General features: G+C 69.7%; 11 protein-coding genes. 5 read left to right on the top strand and 6 right to left on the bottom strand.

Annotated features, from left to right (window positions below; translation table 11 throughout):
* Nucleotides 1-12: 12 nt before the first annotated feature.
* The 3 genes from AC07Y4_RS03195 to AC07Y4_RS03185 are packed head-to-tail and all read right to left on the bottom strand — an operon-like array spanning nucleotide 13 to nucleotide 7,072.
* Entirely contained in the window at nucleotides 13-1,251 is a 1,239-nt protein-coding gene (locus AC07Y4_RS03195) for a TIGR03862 family flavoprotein (protein ID WP_487846762.1), read from the bottom strand.
* The gene (locus AC07Y4_RS03190; RefSeq protein ID WP_487846761.1) at nucleotides 1,248-4,520 is read right to left on the bottom strand and encodes a UvrD-helicase domain-containing protein; all 3,273 of its coding nucleotides are present in this window, start codon (nucleotides 4,518-4,520) and stop codon (nucleotides 1,248-1,250) included. Before AC07Y4_RS03190 ends, AC07Y4_RS03195 begins: the two co-directional genes overlap by 4 nt.
* A complete protein-coding gene (locus AC07Y4_RS03185) occupies nucleotides 4,517-7,072 on the bottom strand; it encodes a PD-(D/E)XK nuclease family protein (protein WP_487846760.1) in 2,556 nt (851 codons plus the stop codon). The genes AC07Y4_RS03190 and AC07Y4_RS03185 overlap by 4 nt, the downstream gene beginning before the upstream one ends.
* Before the next feature lie 160 nt (nucleotides 7,073-7,232).
* On the opposite strand from AC07Y4_RS03185, the gene trxA reads away from it, so the two are divergent.
* Together trxA and rho are read left to right on the top strand one after the other, a co-directional pair.
* Nucleotides 7,233-7,565 (top strand): thioredoxin TrxA, encoded by a 333-nt coding sequence (trxA, locus tag AC07Y4_RS03180; RefSeq protein WP_042578306.1) that lies wholly within the window; start codon nucleotides 7,233-7,235, stop codon nucleotides 7,563-7,565.
* A gap of 182 nt (nucleotides 7,566-7,747) precedes the next feature.
* Nucleotides 7,748-9,013, top strand: a complete 1,266-nt coding sequence (rho, locus tag AC07Y4_RS03175; RefSeq protein ID WP_062473130.1) for a transcription termination factor Rho — start codon at nucleotides 7,748-7,750, stop codon at nucleotides 9,011-9,013.
* A gap of 53 nt (nucleotides 9,014-9,066) precedes the next feature.
* Here the strand turns inward: rho and AC07Y4_RS03170 are convergent, their stop codons facing one another.
* Entirely contained in the window at nucleotides 9,067-10,134 is a 1,068-nt protein-coding gene (locus AC07Y4_RS03170; protein ID WP_487846759.1) for an oxidoreductase, read from the bottom strand.
* A 201-nt stretch (nucleotides 10,135-10,335) separates the two neighbouring features.
* On the opposite strand from AC07Y4_RS03170, the gene AC07Y4_RS03165 reads away from it, so the two are divergent.
* The 3 genes from AC07Y4_RS03165 to AC07Y4_RS03155 all read left to right on the top strand — a co-directional run bounded on the left by AC07Y4_RS03165 (nucleotide 10,336) and on the right by AC07Y4_RS03155 (nucleotide 13,776).
* Nucleotides 10,336-10,596 carry a type B 50S ribosomal protein L31 gene (locus AC07Y4_RS03165; RefSeq protein ID WP_056580149.1) on the top strand — a complete coding sequence of 87 codons (261 nt, stop codon included), beginning with the start codon at nucleotides 10,336-10,338 and terminating at the stop codon, nucleotides 10,594-10,596.
* A gap of 90 nt (nucleotides 10,597-10,686) precedes the next feature.
* Nucleotides 10,687-12,414 (top strand): hypothetical protein, encoded by a 1,728-nt coding sequence (locus AC07Y4_RS03160; protein ID WP_487846758.1) that lies wholly within the window; start codon nucleotides 10,687-10,689, stop codon nucleotides 12,412-12,414.
* Nucleotides 12,415-12,417: 3 nt separating this feature from the next.
* The gene (locus AC07Y4_RS03155) at nucleotides 12,418-13,776 is read left to right on the top strand and encodes an MATE family efflux transporter (RefSeq protein WP_487846757.1); all 1,359 of its coding nucleotides are present in this window, start codon (nucleotides 12,418-12,420) and stop codon (nucleotides 13,774-13,776) included.
* 16 nt (nucleotides 13,777-13,792) lie between these two features.
* Here AC07Y4_RS03155 and phoR read toward each other — a convergent pair whose 3' ends face one another.
* Entirely contained in the window at nucleotides 13,793-15,130 is a 1,338-nt protein-coding gene (gene phoR, locus AC07Y4_RS03150; protein WP_487846756.1) for a phosphate regulon sensor histidine kinase PhoR, read from the bottom strand.
* Nucleotides 15,131-15,174: 44 nt separating this feature from the next.
* Nucleotides 15,175-15,867 carry a phosphate regulon transcriptional regulator PhoB gene (gene phoB / locus AC07Y4_RS03145; protein ID WP_062473140.1) on the bottom strand — a complete coding sequence of 231 codons (693 nt, stop codon included), beginning with the start codon at nucleotides 15,865-15,867 and terminating at the stop codon, nucleotides 15,175-15,177.
* Between the last annotated feature and the right edge of the window lie 21 nt (nucleotides 15,868-15,888).

Genomic DNA, 15,888 nt, shown 5'->3' with positions numbered 1-15,888 from the left:
GCAGGCCTGCGGCTATAGCCCCAGCCGCTGGATCGCGCCGCGCGCCGCAGCCGCGCCGCTGGCCATCGCTGCCGTGAGCAGGTAGCCGCCGGTCGGCGCTTCCCAGTCGAGCATCTCCCCTGCCGCGAACACGCCGGGCAGCGCCGTCGCCATCAGGGCCGGATCGAGCGCATCGAAGCGCACGCCGCCCGCGGTGCTGATCGCCTCGTCGACCGGCCGCGTCGCGACCAGCTTCAGCGGCACCGCCTTGATGGTGGCCGCCAGTTGCGCCGGGTCCTGCATCGCTTCCTTGCTCAGCGCTTCGTGCAGCACGCCCGCCTTGATGCCCTCGATGCCGAGACGGCTCTTGAGGTGGCTGCTCAGCGAGCGAGCGCCGCGTGGATGCTTCACCGCGGCGAGCACCTGTTCGGCGCTGCGGTCGGGCAGCAGGTCGAGCAACAGCGTCGCACTGCCGTTCGCGGCAATCTCGTCGCGCAGCAGCGCCGACGCCGCATAGACCAGGCTGCCTTCGATGCCGGTGGCCGTGGCGACGAACTCGCCCTTGCGCGCAAAGTGCCGTCCCTGGCTGTCGGTGAAAGCGATCGCGACCGACTTGAAGGGTTGCCCCGCGAAGCGGCTTGAAAAATGCTCGCTCCAGCCTGCGCCGTCGAAGCCGCAATTGGCGGGCAGCAGCGGCGCCACCGCCACGCCCTGCGCCTGCAGCCACGGTGCCCACGCCCCATCGGAGCCCAGGCGTGCCCAGCTCGCGCCGCCCAAGGCCAGCACCACGGCGTCGGCCTTGGCGGTGACCTCGCCCGTCGGCGTCGCGAAGCGCAGCGCGTTCGCATCGAAGGCCCCGTCGCCCACCCAGCGATGCCGCATGTGGAATTGCACGCCCGCGGCGCGCAGGCGATGCAGCCAGGCGCGCAGCAAGGGCGCGGCCTTCATGTCGGTCGGGAACACACGACCCGAGGTGCCCACGAAGGTCTCGATGCCCAGTCCGGCCGCCCACTCGCGCGCCTGCTGCGGACCGAAGGCCGCGAGCAGCGGCTCGAGCTGCGCGCGGCGCTCGCCGAAGCGGGTCACGAACACATCGAAAGGCTCGGAGTGCGTGAGGTTGAGGCCGCCGCGGCCGGCCAGCAAAAACTTGCGGCCCACCGAGGGCATCGCGTCGTACACGTGCACCTGCGCGCCGGACGCGCTCAGCACTTCGGCCGCCATCAGGCCGGCAGGTCCGCCGCCGATGACGGCGACGGTAGGAGAAACAGTCATTCGAGATTCACCAGTTCGCCCTGCCCGGTCAGGAACGCGGCGCGCACCGTGGCACCGGGGTAGGCATGTTGCACGGCAGCGCGGTAGCGCTGCATCTGTGCGATCAGGGCCGCGTCCCGTTCGGGGCGCGCGGCCGATTTGTAGTCGAGGATCCACCATGCGCCGGTGGAGCGCTCGCGCACCAGCCGGTCGATGCGCAAGGTATCGCCCTCGTGGACCAGCGTGACTTCGTTGCCATGCCAGTCGATGCTGCGATCGTCCCACACCCAGGCACCGGCGCCCGCGCGGATGCGCTGGGCCAGCGCCGCGGCGCCGCGCGCCTGCTGCGGATCGAGCATGAATTCGCGCGCGGCCGCCCGCACATGGGCCGGCGGCAAGGCCTCGCCGGGCACCGCCCACTCGAGCAGCCGGTGCATGGCCTGGCCGAACGCGGCGGCACGCGCGTCGACCGTGGCGTCTTGTGCCTTTTTCCTTTCGGGCGGCGTACCAATTGCAGCCACGAGCGGTGCGGGCAGGCGCTTCATCGCGAAGGTGCCCACCCCGGTCTCGCCGGCGGCGGAGGCCTCGACCAGCGGCTCGTCGGCCTCGGTCGGCTCGCACAGCGGCTCCAGCCGCGCCCACCAGCTGCCCTCGTTGGCGCGCGACGGCTTCACCGACGACAGCACCAGCCGCTCGCGGGCCCGCGTGGTTGCCACGTAGAGCCCGTTGAGTTCTTCGCGGTGGCGCGCGCGCTGCTCCTCTTCGAGCAGCGCGGCGGCGCAGGCCGGCGGCGTCTTCTCGCTGGCCAGGAACACGAAGCGCGTCGGCGCGCTGTCGCTGCCCTTCCACTCGACCAGCACGCCCATGGTCTGCGCGCGCGGCGGCGGCGCGTCGCAGTCGAGCATCAGCACCGTGTCGGCCTCCAAGCCCTTGGCTCCGTGCACGGTCAGCAGCTGCACGGCCTCGGGCGCGGCCACGGTGGGCGCGCGCACACCGCCCGCGCGCAAGGCCCGCACCAGGGCATAGGGCGTCGCGAAGCGCGCGCCGTCGATGTCGAGCGAAGCGGCGACCAGCCCGCGCAGGTTGGCCAGCGCGCTCTGGCGCAAGGCCGCCGGCACCGCGGCGCCGAACTTCGCGAGCACGTCGCCGTCGTGAAAGATCGCGTCCAGCGCGTCGTGCGGCGGCATCGCCATCAGCCAGCGCTGCCAGCGGCGCAGCTGCACGCCCGCCTCGGTCAGCACGGGCGGCAGGCCTTCGCCCTTCTGGATCAGCGAGAACCAGCTGGCGACCGGCGTCTCGCGCTGGCAGCGCGCCAGCTGCACCAGCGTGTCGTCGTCGATGCCGAACAGCGGCGACTTGAGTGCGCGCGCCAGCGACAGGTCATGCGCGGGCGACACCAGCGCGTCGAGCAGCGCGACCACGTCCTGCACCTCGGGCGCGTCGTTCAGGTCGTTCTTCTCGGGCTGCTGCACGGGAATGTGGCGGCGGCGCAGCGCATCCTGCATGGCCGACAAGCGGCTGCGGCGGCGCGCCAGCACCATGATCTGGCGCGGCGGCGTGCCGTCGGCGATGCGCTGCGCGACCCAGCGCGCAGCCTGCTCGCATTCCTTCTGCAGCAGCTGTTCTTCGGGCAGCACGCGCGGCGTGACGAGGCTGTCGCGCCAGTGCAGCATGCCGTCGTCGGCCGGCGCGGCGGCCACCGTGGTGTCGAGCGCGTCGCGGTCGATGGCGGGCAGCTTCAGCAGCTCGCCGTCGTCGCCGCGCTCGGTGGTGTGGGCGCGGTAGCCGTCGAACTCGCCGGCCGCCTGCGCGGCCAGCATCGCGCTGTTGACGAGGCCCACCACAGCACGCGCGTTGCGGTGCGTGTGGTCGCAGTTGAGCAGTTCGCCGCCGAGCCCTTCACGCACGAACTTCTTGGCGGCGATGAACACCTGCGGCTCGGCGCGGCGGAAACGGTAGATGCTCTGCTTGGGGTCGCCCACGATGAACACGCGCGGCGCGCTGCCGCCCGCGCCGGTGTAGGCGCTGAGCCATCCGTAGAGCGCCTGCCACTGCAGCGGGTTGGTGTCCTGGAACTCGTCGATCAGCAGGTGCGCGACGCGCGCGTCGAGCCGCTCCTGCACCCAGCCCGACAGCGCCGACTGGCCCAAGAGCAGCTGCGCGGCCTGCTCGACGTCGTTCATGTCGACCCAGCCGTGCGCGCGCTTGACCTCGCCGAAGGCGGTGATCAGCAGGCGCGTGAGCCGCGTCATGCGTTGCTGGTACAGCCATGCCGCGTGCTGGGCCTGCGCGGCGCACAGCAGCTGCAGTTCGGTCTCGGCCTCTTGCGCGGCGGGGAATTTCTGCAGGTTCTTGGTGAGCCGGTCTTCGGTGGCGACGAAGAAGGTCTTGCGCAGCACGGCGAGCGCGTCGGCCAGCGCCTCAGGCGCGGGCTCGCCCGTGCCGAACACATCGATGATGGCTTCGGCCGCCTTCTGCGGTGTCTTGTTGGCCTCGCGGCCGAGGGCGGCGGCGCGGTCGAGCCAGCGGCGGCGCACGGCCTCGCCGCGCAGCGCGTCGGTCGGCACCTCCAGCCCCTGCAGGGCCGGGTACAGCACGTCGAACGGCGTCACCGCATCCTGGGGGTCGGACAGCGAGAACTCGACCCGCTTCGACAGCGCCTCGCCCAGCGCCTTCGCCGTCTGCGAGCGGCCGTGCGTGGCGACGACAGCGTAGTAGTCGGCCAGCGCGCGCGCGTCGCCGGTCACCGCCTCGAAGAACGGCCGCCACGTGTGGGTGCGCGCCTCGGCATCGTCTTCGAGCAGCTCGTAGTTCGCCGGCAGCCCCAGCTCGCGCAGCACGGCGAGCGGCGCATTGCGCAGCAGGCCCGCGAACCACGCGTGGAAGGTGCGGAACTGCACCGGACGCCCGCCTTCGAGCAGGCGCCGGTAGAGCCCCTGCAGCCGCGGCACGGCCGCCTGCGCGGCCTCCGGTGTCATGCCGCGCATCACGAGTTCGCGTTGCGACGCGGCCGGATCGAGTTCGGCGAACAGCGCGAGCCACTGATCGAGCCGCTCGCGCATTTCGCCGGCGGCCTTCTTGGTGAAGGTGATGGCCAGGATCTCGTGCGGCTCGCAGGCGGAATCGCCCTCTTCGAGCAGCGCGCGCACGATGCGCGACACCAGCATCCAGGTCTTGCCGGCGCCCGCGCAGGCTTCGACCGCGACCGAGCGCCGCGGATCGCAGGCGACGGTGTAGAAGGCCTCGCGCGCGACGTGCCGGCCGTTGTGTTCGTAGGCTGCGCCGTTCATGGCGTGACCTCCCAGAAATCCTTGCGGCACAGGCCGCGTGCGGCGCAGAAATCGCAGACGCTGCCCTCGCCCAGCGGCGGCAGCGGCGCGCCCTGCGCGATGCGCGCGAAGTCGTCGATGATGCCGGCGACCAGCGCATCGCGCGCCTCGACCACGGCGGGCTGCTCGACGGTCTGCGTGCCGGACGACTTCTCGCCCACGTTGACGTAGGCCGCACGCAAGGTGTCGTCGGCCACCAGCGCCGCGTAGAAGGCGAGTTGCGTGTCCTCAGTCGGGTCCTTTACGCGCTCCTTGGTGACGGAGGCGGTCTCGGTCTTGTAGTCGATCACGAAGGGCTGGCCGTCGGCCGTGCGGTCGACGCGGTCGAGCCGGCCGACCAGCCGCAGGGTGCCCAGGGGCTGCTCTTTCCAGGGCTCGGCCTCGACGAAGACCGCCCCGTCCGCTTCATGTTTCGCGAGCCATTCGAGATACCCGTCGCGCACCGCCGGCCACGCCGCGGCGAAGGGCAGGAACTCGGCGTCGGAGTAGCCGAGGGTTTGCGTGACATCGCGCGCGGTGTCGGCCAGCAGCGTGGCGCGCGCTTGCGCATCGCCTATTGGCGCGTCGCGCAGGGTCTCGTGGAACTGGCCGAGCACCGCGTGCAGCCAGTTGCCGAAGTCGCGCTTGTCGACCTCGGCATCGAGCTCGTCGGCGGTGCGCAGGCCCAACTGGCGCAGCGCGAAGAAGCGATAGGGACAGCGGCGCAGGTCTTCGTAGACGCTGGTCGACACATTCGTGAGCGGCAGCAGCGCGCCCGAGGGCGTGGGCCGCAGGGTCGGCGTGACGGCGACGTCGCGCGGCGTGCGCGGATCGACGCCCGACTGCAATGCGTGCGCGAGCTGCAGGGCCTGCACCAGCGGGCTCGGGCGCACGGGCTCGCCGCTGGCGTCGGAATGGCGCCAGACCAGGTCGCAGTTCGGGTTGCGCGTGGCCATGGCCCAGGCCGCGCGCTGCGCGGCCTCCAGCACCTCGCGCGAGGCCAGTCCCAGGTCGAGGCGCTGCGCCGCACTCCAGTTGCCCGGTGGTTCGGGCGACGGGGGCATGCGGCGGTCGTCGCAGCCGGGAATGACGACGGCGCCGAAGACGCGGCCCAGCAACTGGTACATCGGCAGCACGGACACCTTGGGCGCCTCGTCGCCGGCGGGCGGCACGAAGCTGGCGTCTTCGAGCACGTCGCGCGCCCAGGCGGTGAACTCGGCCAGGCTGTGGCGTCCGCCGGGGAACTCGTCTTCCTCGCCGTGCGCGTCGGCATCGAGCCAGAGCGCGGCGATCACCTTGGCGCCCGCGAAGTCGGCGGCGAGCGCGTCCCACTGCTCGCCGGCCGTCAGCAACTCGCGCAGCGCGCGGTGCCACTCGGCCAGGGAGCGCGCGCGCGCCATCGGGGCGCGGCGGGTTTCGATGGTGGCGGTGAACGTGCGCAGGCTTTCGTCCTGCGGCTTGTCGCTGCGCGCGATCAACGCGCACCAGGCCTGCCAGTCGCGCACGCCTTCGCGTCGCAGGCGCATTTCGAGCGACTGCACGGCGAACCCATCGACCTCGGCGCCGCTCTTGAGCCATTCGAGGACCTGGTCGGTGGCTGCGTCGTGCGCGCAAGCGCGCAAGGCACTCATCAGCGTGGCGGCGGCGCGCGTGGTGGACAGCTTCCAGCCGGTTTCGTCGTGCGTGACGATGCCCTGCGTGCTCAGTTGGGCGCTGATGCGGCGGGTGAGCGCGCGATCGGTGGCAACGAGCGCAACCGGCGCGCGGCCCTCGGCCAGGTGCTGCAGTACGCAGGCGGCGGCCAGCTGGGCCTCGTCCTCGGGGTCGAGCGCCACGTGTGCGTGGGCGGCAGACGGCGGTGCGTCGGCGGGCACGAGCGGAATGCGGATCGCGCGGTCGCCCCACAGCGCGCACAGGGCCTGCGTGAGCGGATCGGTCTGGAAGCCTTCGAGCACGATCAGCGCATCGACCTGGGTGCGCGCCGCGTCGCGCAGCAGCACGTCGGTTGCATAGCCCGAGTTCGCGGCCCAGGCCACGGCGACGCGGATCAGCGCGCTCTCGATGCGGAACCACTCCGACTCGCTGCCGGCATCGGCCACCTTGGCTGCGCCCTGTGCCCAGTCGCTGCCGCGCACCTCAGGCGCCACGGCGGATGCCAGCGGCGCCAGCTGATAGGCCAGCTCGACCACGCGCCCCGCGAGCGCGAAGCGTTCGGCCTGGAAGCCCGATTGCGCGAGCAGGCCCTGGGCCGTGACCAGGTCGCGCGCCATGTCGAAGGCGATGTCGTAGCCGGACGGCAGGAAGCCACCCGCGCTGCGCGCCCAGTTGTGCGTGGTCTCGAAGCGCGGCACGAAGCCCGGGCTGCCGCAGCGCGCCCACATGCCGCGCGCGACCGCCATCAGCTGCGCGTACGGCACCAGCACCACGGTGCGCGCCGCATGCAGCTGGCGCTCGCCGAGCGCGCGCACGATCCGCGCGACGACGCCGTCGGCGGGATCGCACCACAGGGCCTGGACGGGGTGGCCTTCGTTCATGTTCTATCGAGGGGGTTGAGGGGGTCGGCGGCAGGGCCGCAAAGGGCTTTGGCTATCGCCGCCATAGCCGGGCCGCATGGCACGTCACCCCTTGGTTTCTGTCACAATGACCAGCACTTTAGCTGCACCGAAACTCTCTCTGCGCACAAGGACACATCACATGGCCAGCGAACTGATCAAACACATCTCCGATTCTTCCTTCGAGGCCGACGTGCTCAAGTCCAGCCAACCGGTCCTGGTCGACTACTGGGCCGAATGGTGCGGTCCCTGCAAGATGATCGCCCCCATCCTCGACGAAGTCTCGGCCACCTACGAAGGCAAGCTGCAGATCGCCAAGCTCAACGTCGACGAGAACCGCGACATCCCCGCCAAGTTCGGCATTCGCGGCATCCCCACGCTGATGCTGTTCAAGGACGGCCAGCTGGCCGCCACCAAGGTCGGCGCCATGAGCAAGGCACAACTCACGGCCTTCATCGACCAGCAACTCGCCTGATGCATTTCTTCCGGCCAGCGCGCAATGCGTTGGCCGGGGCGATTTTCCTGTCATAATCGCCCTCAGTTCACCGGGCCTTTCATCAGGCAACCGGTTCGAGTTCCCCGGTTCGTGAGGCAGTTCTTGCCCCACATCAAACCTCCCCCCGTTCCCGATTCGATTACCCCTCCAGGGGTCGTTCCATGCACTTAAACGAACTCAAGGCACTCCACGTGTCTGAAGTCTTCAAGCAGGCTGAGGCGCTTGAGATCGAAAACATCGGCCGCATGCGCAAGCAAGAGCTGATGTTCGCGATCATCAAGAAACGCGCCAAGGCCGGCGAACAGGTCTTCGCCGACGGTGTGCTCGAAATCCTGCCCGACGGCTTCGGCTTCCTGCGCAGCCCGGACACCAGCTTCACGGCCAGCACCGACGACATCTACATCTCGCCCAGCCAGGTGCGGCGCTTCAACCTGCACACCGGCGACATGATCGAAGGCGAAGTGCGCACGCCCAAGGACGGCGAGCGCTACTTCGCACTGACCAAGCTGGACAAGGTCAACGACGGCGCACCCGAAGCCAACAAGCACAAGGTGATGTTCGAGAATCTGACGCCGCTGTTCCCCAAGGAACAGATGAAGCTGGAACGCGAAGGCGTCAAGGGCGAAGAGAACCTCACCGGCCGCATCATCGACATCATCGCCCCCATCGGCAAAGGCCAGCGCGCCCTGCTCGTGGCGCCGCCCAAGAGCGGCAAGACGGTGATGATGCAGCACATCGCCCACGCGATCAGCGCCAACTACCCCGACGTGCACATGATGGTGCTGCTCGTGGACGAGCGCCCTGAAGAAGTGACCGAAATGCAGCGCACGGTGAAGGGCGAAGTCATTGCTTCGACCTTCGACGAGCCCGCAGCGCGCCACGTGCACGTCGCCGAAATGGTGATCGAGCGCGCCAAGCGCCTGGTCGAACTCAAGAAGGACGTGGTGATCCTGCTGGACTCGATCACGCGCCTGGCCCGCGCCTACAACAACGTCGTGCCCTCGTCGGGCAAGGTGCTGACCGGCGGTGTCGACTCCAACGCGCTGCAGCGTCCCAAGCGCTTCCTGGGCGCCGCGCGCAACGTGGAAGAAGGCGGCTCGCTGACCATCATCGGCACCGCGCTGATCGACACCGGCAGCCGCATGGACGAAGTGATCTTCGAAGAGTTCAAGGGCACCGGCAACTCCGAAATCCACCTGGACCGCCGCCTGTACGAAAAGCGCGTGTTCCCCTCGATCCAGCTCAACCGCAGCGGCACGCGCCGCGAGGAACTGCTGCTGGCCCCCGAGATCCTGCAGAAGACCCGCATCCTGCGTCAGCTCATGTACAACATGGACGAGATCGAGTCGATGGAGCTGATGCTCAAGAACATGAAGGCGACCAAGACCAATGTCGAGTTCTTCGACATGATGCGTCGCGGCGGCTGAGCTTCAGGCTCTTCCGCAAAAGCGCGTTGACCCCACGGGTCAACGCGCTTTTTTCATGGGCGCTCGATGCGGATGGCGCGGCCTTCGGCAGCGCTCTGGCGGCCGATGTCGAGCAGCTCCATCAGTGCGACGGCCTGCGCGGGTGGCACGGGATTGGCCCCCTTGCCGAGGATCGCATCGCGGACCGCCGCGTAGTAGGCGACGTAGTTGCCGGCCTGCGTCGGCACCGCGCGAAAGTGCGGCGCGCCGTCGCTGCCGACCAGCGTGAGTTCACCATCGAGCGGATCGGCGCCCCACCCTTCGGCTGGCGGTCGCTGGCCGGCGCGCAGCGCGTCTTCCTGCGGATCGACGCCATGCTTGACGTAGCTGCCGCGCGTGCCGTGCACGATGTAGCGCGGCGCCGCATGGGCCGCGAGCGTCGTGGCGTGCAGCACCACGCGCAAAGGCGCATGAGGGCCGCTCTCGTAGCGCAGCACGGCGTGGAAATAGTCTTCGACCTGTGCGCCATCGCGCAAGGCGGCCGTGTCGAGTTGCAGCGTGTCAGGCCGGCCGAAAAGCTGCACGGCCTGGTCGAGCAGGTGCGAACCCAGGTCCACCCACAGGCCCGCGCCCGGCACGGGCTGCTCCCGCCAGCGCTCGCGGACCTCGGGACGGAACCGGTCGAAATGCGATTCCAGATACACCGGGCGCCCCAGATCGCCAGACGCCAGGACCTGCTGGAGCGTCAGGAAATCGGCGTCGAAACGCCGGTTCTGGTAGACCGAGAGCACGCGATTGTTGCGCCTTGACAACAATTCGAGTTCTCGCGCTTCGGCCACGTCAAGCGTGAAGGGCTTGTCGACCACCACGTGCTTGCCCGCCTCCAGCGCCGCCTTGGCGACCGGATGGTGTTGGGCATTGGGCGTCGCCACCACCACGAGGTCGATGTCCGCCCGGGCCACCAGCGCCGCCACGTCGGGCACCACGGCCACGCCGGGCCAGTCGGCGTGCACCTTGTGCGGCTGCGAGCTCGCCACGGCCGCCAGTTCGAGCCCCGGAACGGCCGAGAGCACCGGCGCATGGAAGGTCTGGCCGGCAAAACCGTAGCCGACGAGGCCGGCGCGAAGGGGTGTAGAAGTCATGGGAGGGCCCGGTTTGCTCGCAATTGGGGCAGTATGCGATAATCATAGGCTCCGCGAAAAGTGCGGCTGGGCACGTCGCCCGGCTTCCTTGGCCCTCACACTTCACGTCAAAGGCCTCAAGGGCGGCGCGCCAGATTGCTGGCACGCTGGTGGCTCTCGCATCGACCGCGCATTGATTCCAACAGCGCAAAAGGAAACACCATGGCAAAAGAAGGCATCCACCCGAATTACCGCGAAGTTCTGTTCGTCGACATGTCGAACGGCTTCAAGTTCGTGACCCGTTCGTGCGCGAACACCAAGGAAATGGGCAAGACCGACGACGGCCGCGAGCTGCCCCTGTTCAAGCTCGACACCACCAGCGAATCGCACCCCTTCTACACCGGCACGCAAAAGTCGGTGGACAACATGGGTGGTCGCGTCGAGAAGTTCCGCAACCGCTTCGGCAAGACCGCTGCCAAGTAATCAGGCACGCGCTCTGGCGTCGAGGGCAGCCCGGTTTACCGCGCTGCCCTTTTTCTTTCCAATCACCCCTTCGCCTCTTCCGCCTCGCCCTTGAACCAGCCGACCCCCGCGATCGTTGCCCAGAATGCCGTACGCCGGCTGCCGCGCGTCGCGTTGCTGCTGCTGTGCGCGGCCTACCTGCTGCCGGGCCTGCTCGGCCGGGGCCCCTGGAAGAGTGCCGACATCACGGCCTTCGGCTACATGGCCGAGCTGGCCCGCAGCACCGAGGGCATCGCCCGCTGGTTCGATCCGCTGCTGCTGGGCATGCGCCCCGAGACCCCCGCGCTGATCCCCTACTGGATCGGCGCCTGGGCGATCCAGCTTGCCCCATCGTGGGTCAACCCCGACCTGGCCGTGCGCTTCGTGTTCGCGCTGATGCTGTGGGGCACCTTCACCGCGACCTGGTACGCCGTCTACTACCTCGCCCGCACGCCGCGCGCCCAACCCGTGGCCTTTGCCTTCGGCGGCGAGGCGCGCCCCACCGACTACGCCCGCGCCATCGCCGACGGCGGCCTGCTGGCGCTGATCGCCTCGCTGGGCCTGGCCCAGCTCGGGCATGAAACCACGCCCGCGCTGGCGCAGCTGTACTTCGCCTCGCACCTGTTCTACGGCGTCGCCGCACTGCCCTACCGCCGCGTCGGCCCGGTGATCGCCCTCGTGGTCGGCACCCTCGGCATGACGCTGAGTGGCGGGCCAACGGTCGGCCTTGCGCTGGCGATCGGCAGCGCCGTGTACATGGTCTACGAACGCCGCCAGCGCGCCACCCGTGCAGCAGAAGGCTACAGCGACAACGAGAGCCCCGGCTTCACGCTGCCCGCCCTGCTGACGATGGTCGGCATCACCGTGCTGGCCGCCGCGCTGGTCTTCGGCCTGGGCCTGGCGCAATGGAAGATCACGCTGGGCCACTCGCTGCTGTCCGACGTGCGCAGCCAGGCCAAGCTGTTGCTGTGGTTCACCTGGCCGGTCTGGCCGCTCGCGATCTGGACGCTCTGGCGCTGGCGCCGCCAGTGGCTCGAGCGCCACGTCGCGCTGCCGCTGTGGTTCGCGCTGGTGCCGCTGGCCGCCACCTGGACCACCGACTTCTCCGACCGCTCCCTGCTGCTGGCCCTGCCCGCCTTCGCCACGCTGGCGGCCTTTGCGCTGCCGACCTTCCGGCGCAGCGCGGCAGCGCTGATCGACTGGTTCAACGTGCTGTTCTTCAGCGGCCTGGCCGTGCTCGGCTGGATGTACTGGATCGCCATGCTGACCGGCGCGCCGCGCAAGCCGGCCGCCAGCGTGGCGCGGCTGGTGCCGGGCTTCGTGGCCGAGTTCTCGCCGGCGGCCTTCGTGCTCGCCCTGGCCGCCACGCTGGCCTGGTGCTGGCTGGTGCGCTGGCGCACCGGGCGCCATCGCGCCGCGCTCTGGAAGACGCTGGTGCTGCCGGCCGGCGGTACCGCGCTGTGCTGGATGCTGCTGATGACGCTGTGGCTGCCGTCCATCGACTACGCGCGCAGCTACGTCCCGCAGGTGCGCGCCGTGACCGAGCGCATCGGCCACCCGCGCTGCGTCGCCGAGCTGGCGCTGAGCCGGCCGCACGTCGCGGCGCTGCGCCACCACGGCAACCTCAACCTGCAGCCGCTGCTGCTGGGCAACGACTGCCCGTGGCTGCTCGTGAGCCCCGACACCATCGAGCGGCTGCACACCATCATCCCGCTGGAACAGTGGCGCTTCAGCGGCACCCTGCGCCGTCCCAGCAGCCCCGCGGACGACCTGCTGCTCTACGAAAAGATCGTGCGCTGACCCGTGAGCAGCAGCACGCACGGGAACGAACGCGGACTCATCGCGCGGCACGCCGGCACGGTGCTGATCGGCCAGCTGGCCGTGATGGCCTTCGGCGTGGCCGACACCATCATCGCGGGCCGTTATTCCGAAGGCGCGCTGGCCGCGCTGTCGGTGGGCGCCGCCATCTTCGTCAGCGTGTATGTCTCGCTGATGGGCGTGCTGCAGGCGCTACTGCCGGTGTGGGCCGAACTGCACGGCGCCAACCGGGGCAGCGAGATCGGCCGCTCGGTGCGCCAGTCGCTCTACCTCGCAGCCATCGCCGTCGTGGTCGGCATGACCGTGCTGCTGCTGCCCGGCGCCGCGCTGCGCTGGACGCAGGTGCCCGCCGACATGCGCGGCGAGGTCGAGGCTTACCTCGCGGTGCTGGCCTTTGCGCTGGCACCCGCCCTGCTCTTTCGCCTCTTCAGCACGCTGAACCAGAGCCTGGGCAAGCCCAAGCTCGTGACCTGGCTGCAGCTGGCCTCGCTGCTCGTGAAGCTGCCGCTGTCGGTCTGGTTCACTTTCGGTGGTGCCGGCCTGCCGGCGATGGGGCTGGTGGGTTGCGCCTGGGCCACGCTGTGCGTGAACTGGGCCATGCTGGGCTGCGCGGTCTGGCTTCTGCGCCACGGCGCGTTCTACCGCGGCTACCAGCTGTGGGAGCGCATCGAGGCGCCCGACTGGCGCCAGATCCGACTGTTCGCGCGGCTGGGCGTGCCCGGCGGCCTCGCGGTGCTGGTGGAAGTGACGTCGTTCACGCTGATGGCACTCTTCATCGCGCGCCTGGGCACCGCGGCAGCGGCCGCGCACCAGATCGCCTCGAACCTGCTGGCCGTGGCCTACATGACGCCGCTGTCGCTCGCCATCGCGACGAGCGCACGCGTGAGCTTCTGGCTTGGCGCCGGCGACACCGCCCGGGCACGCCATGCCTGCCGGCTGGGCTTCGAGCTCACCGCGCTGTTCGCCCTGCTCTATGCCGGCGCGATGGCCGTGTTCCGCACTCAGCTCGCCAACGTGTACTCCGACAACCCGGCCGTGATCGCGATGGCGGCGGCGCTGCTGACCACGGTGGCGCTGTATCACATCGCCGATGCCTTCCAGACGCTGTGTGTCTTCGTGCTGCGCTGCTACCGCGTGACGCTGGCGCCGCTGGTCATCTACTGCGCGATGCTCTGGGGCATGGGTTTGGGCGGCAGCTACCTGCTGGCCTACCGCGGCCTGGGGCCGTGGCCGGCGATGCAGTCGCCGCTGGCGTTCTGGCTCATGAGCGCCGCGGCGCTGGCGCTCACGGCGCTGTTGTTCGTGGCGCTGCTGCGCTGGACGATGAAGGCGCGGGCCCGCTGAGGGCCACGCGGCCCGCTTACTTGCTCATCACACGCGCTTCGCGCACGCGCGTCGCCGGGAACAGCAGCGCGAAGCGACTGCCCTTGCCCACCGTGCTTTCGATGCGCAGCTCGGTGCCGTGGCGCTGCGCGATGTGCTTCACGATCGCCAGCCCCAGTCCCGTGCCGCCGGTCTCGCGCGAACGGCTGCGGTCGATGCGATAGAAGCGCTCGGTGAGCCTCGGAATGTGCTCGGCGGCAATGCCCGGGCCCGTGTCGCGCACGGCGTATTCGCCACGCCCGTCAGGCAGCACCCGCCAGGTCACCACCACCTCGCCGCCGCCGGGCGTGTAGCGGATGGCGTTGCTCACGAGGTTCGACATCGCACTCTGCAACTCGGTCGGCGCGCCCGACAGCTCGGACTCGGCTTCGGACGTGAACGTGAGCCGGTGCCCCTGCGGCGTGAGCCGGCCCGACAGGCCGCGCCCTTCGTCTTCGCACTGCGCCAGCAGCGCGCGCATGCGCACCCACTGGTTGCCCGATGGCGCCGCACTGCCTTCCAGCCGCGACAGCGTCAGCAGGTCGTTCACCAGCGTTTCCATGCGGTGCGACTGCTGCCCCATCAGCGACAGATAGCGCGTGCGTTCGTCGGCATCCAGCGGCAGGTTCTGCAGCGTCTCGACAAAGCCCGCCAGCACCGTGAGCGGCGTGCGGATCTCGTGCGACACGTTGGCCACGAAGTCGCGCCGCATCGCCTCGGCCTGCTCGAGCGCCGTGATGTCGCGCGTGAGCAGCATGCGCCGGTTGCCGGCGTAGGGATGCACCTGCACCGACAGCCGCACCGGATGGCCGCGATGCTGTGCATGCACGAGGCCGGGTGCGTCGATGACGACGTCGCGGCTGTAGTTCCACGAGGCCAGGTAGGCCACGAACGCCGGATCGCGCACGAGGTTCGCCAGGTGCTGCAGCAGGTCGCGCTCGGCATCGATGCCGAACTGGCCCGCCGCCGTCTGGTTGCACCACTCGATGCGGCCCTGCTCGTCGAGCAGCACCACGCCGTTGGGCGACGCCTGGATCGCGGCCAGGAACTCCTGCAGCCGGTCTTCGGCCTGCCGGGTCTGTTGTTCGCGGTCGCGCAGCAGCTTGCGGATGCGCTCCGAAAGCTCGCCCCACACGCCCGGCCCGCGCGACGGCAGCCCGGCCGCGTCGTTGCGCAGCACGCGCAGCAGGCGTTCGGCGCGCCAGGCATCGAAGCCCAGCCAGAGCACCGCGCCCAGCCAGGCGCCCAGCCAGCCGTACTTCCAGCCGAAAAGGCCGACAGCGCCCGCCGCAATTACGAGGGATGCTATTAAAAACGTAGCAATACGAAAAGGCATGGCGGGCGATTATCCGCGCCCGCCGCCGAGGCTCACGGCGCTGCTCACACTGTGACTTGGGCCGTCAGCCGGTAACCCGCTCCGCGAACGGTTTCCACCATCGGCGCAGCCACGCCCAGCGACTCGCGCAGGCGCTTGACGTGCACGTCGACCGTGCGTTCCTCGATGTAGACGTGGTCGCCCCACACCTTGTCCAGCAGCTGCGCGCGGCTGTGCACGCGCTCGGCATGCTGCATCAGGTAGGCCAGCAGCTTGAACTCGGTCGGGCCGACCTTCAGTGCCCCGCCCTGCCAAGTGACGCGGTGGGTGGAGGTGTCGAGGGCCAGTTCGCCGATCTCGACGCGCTCGGTCACCACCTCGGGCGCGCGGCGGCGCAGCACAGCGCGGATGCGCGCCAGCATTTCCTGCGTGGAGAACGGCTTGGTGATGTAGTCGTCGGCCCCGGCATCGAGGCCGGCGACCTTGTCGGGCTCGTCGCCGCGCGCCGTGAGCATCAGGATCGGGATGGCCTTGGTGCGCGGGTCTTTGCGCCACTGGCGCGCGAGCTGCAGGCCGCTCTGGCCCGGCAGCATCCAGTCGAGCAGGATCAGGTCCGGCAGGAAGGCGTCGATTTCACGCTGGGCGGCGGCACCGTCTTCGGACCAGATCGGCTCGAAGCCGTTGTGGCGCAGGTTGACGGCGATCAGCTCGGCGATCGAGGATTCGTCTTCGACGATCAGGACTCTTGGTTTCTTCATGCGTTATGGGGAGTCTTTGCG

This window comes from Variovorax sp. GW460-12-1-14-LB1 (assembly GCF_059423605.1).
This window is presented reverse-complemented; position numbering and strand designations above follow the sequence as displayed.

Bases quoted from the DNA above. Each gene is read 5' to 3' on its own strand.
- AC07Y4_RS03185 (WP_487846760.1), bottom strand. From the start codon at position 7,072: ATGAACGAAGGCCACCCCGTCCAGGCCCTGTGGTGCGATCCCGCCGAC.
- phoR (WP_487846756.1), bottom strand. From the start codon at position 15,130: ATGCCTTTTCGTATTGCTACGTTTTTAATAGCATCCCTCGTAATTGCG.
- AC07Y4_RS03190 (WP_487846761.1), bottom strand. From the start codon at position 4,520: ATGAACGGCGCAGCCTACGAACACAACGGCCGGCACGTCGCGCGCGAG.
- phoB (WP_062473140.1), bottom strand. From the start codon at position 15,867: ATGAAGAAACCAAGAGTCCTGATCGTCGAAGACGAATCCTCGATCGCC.
- AC07Y4_RS03170 (WP_487846759.1), bottom strand. From the start codon at position 10,134: ATGACTTCTACACCCCTTCGCGCCGGCCTCGTCGGCTACGGTTTTGCC.
- AC07Y4_RS03195 (WP_487846762.1), bottom strand. From the start codon at position 1,251: ATGACTGTTTCTCCTACCGTCGCCGTCATCGGCGGCGGACCTGCCGGC.
- rho (WP_062473130.1), top strand. From the start codon at position 7,748: ATGCACTTAAACGAACTCAAGGCACTCCACGTGTCTGAAGTCTTCAAG.
- trxA (WP_042578306.1), top strand. From the start codon at position 7,233: ATGGCCAGCGAACTGATCAAACACATCTCCGATTCTTCCTTCGAGGCC.
- AC07Y4_RS03165 (WP_056580149.1), top strand. From the start codon at position 10,336: ATGGCAAAAGAAGGCATCCACCCGAATTACCGCGAAGTTCTGTTCGTC.